The 511-nt window shown below is 67.1% G+C and carries 1 protein-coding gene; it reads right to left on the bottom strand.

The annotated features are described in order from the left end of the window. Window positions 1-123: 123 nt before the first annotated feature. Window positions 124-511: cytochrome d ubiquinol oxidase subunit II (locus C1631_RS25410; RefSeq protein WP_185144700.1), on the bottom strand; the 388-nt coding region annotated here is incomplete at its 5' end.

The raw sequence follows: 511 nt of genomic DNA, 5'->3' as shown, positions 1-511 counted from the left end.
CCCCTCTGCTTCTGAGCCGGCGCCCGTCTCACCGCGCGATGGCGCGGATAAAGTAGACGAGCGCCGTGAAAGCGAGGAGGCTCAGGCCGTAGAGGGCCGCGAACCAGAGGATGCGGCGGGCGCTCAATGGTAGCTCGCCGCGTTCGGGTTCTCCTCGATCTTCCCTCGGAAGACCCAGTAGGCATAGGCCGTGTAGGCGAGCGTCAGCGGCATCACCACCGCGTAGCCGACGAGGGCGAATTGCAGCGCCGAGGTCGCGTTGGCCGCCTGCCAGATCGTGAGCTTGGGCGGCACGATGTAGGGAAACAGGCTGATCGCGAGCCCGAGGAAGCCGAGCAGGAACAGGGCGATCGAGAGAAGGAACGGCGCGACATCGCGCCCGTCCTCGATCGCCTTCCAGATGCGCCAGCAGACGAAGGCCGTCAGCAGCGGCACGGGCGCCACGAACAGCACGTTCGGCCAGGAGAACCAGCGCCACTGGATGTGGAGGCCGAGGAACGGCACCCAGGCG

The organism is Chryseobacterium phosphatilyticum (genome assembly GCF_002899825.2).
Taxonomy (GTDB): domain Bacteria; phylum Bacteroidota; class Bacteroidia; order Flavobacteriales; family Weeksellaceae; genus Chryseobacterium; species Chryseobacterium phosphatilyticum.
Note: the sequence above shows the minus strand (reverse complement) of the source record. Positions and strands in the feature narration are given on the sequence as shown.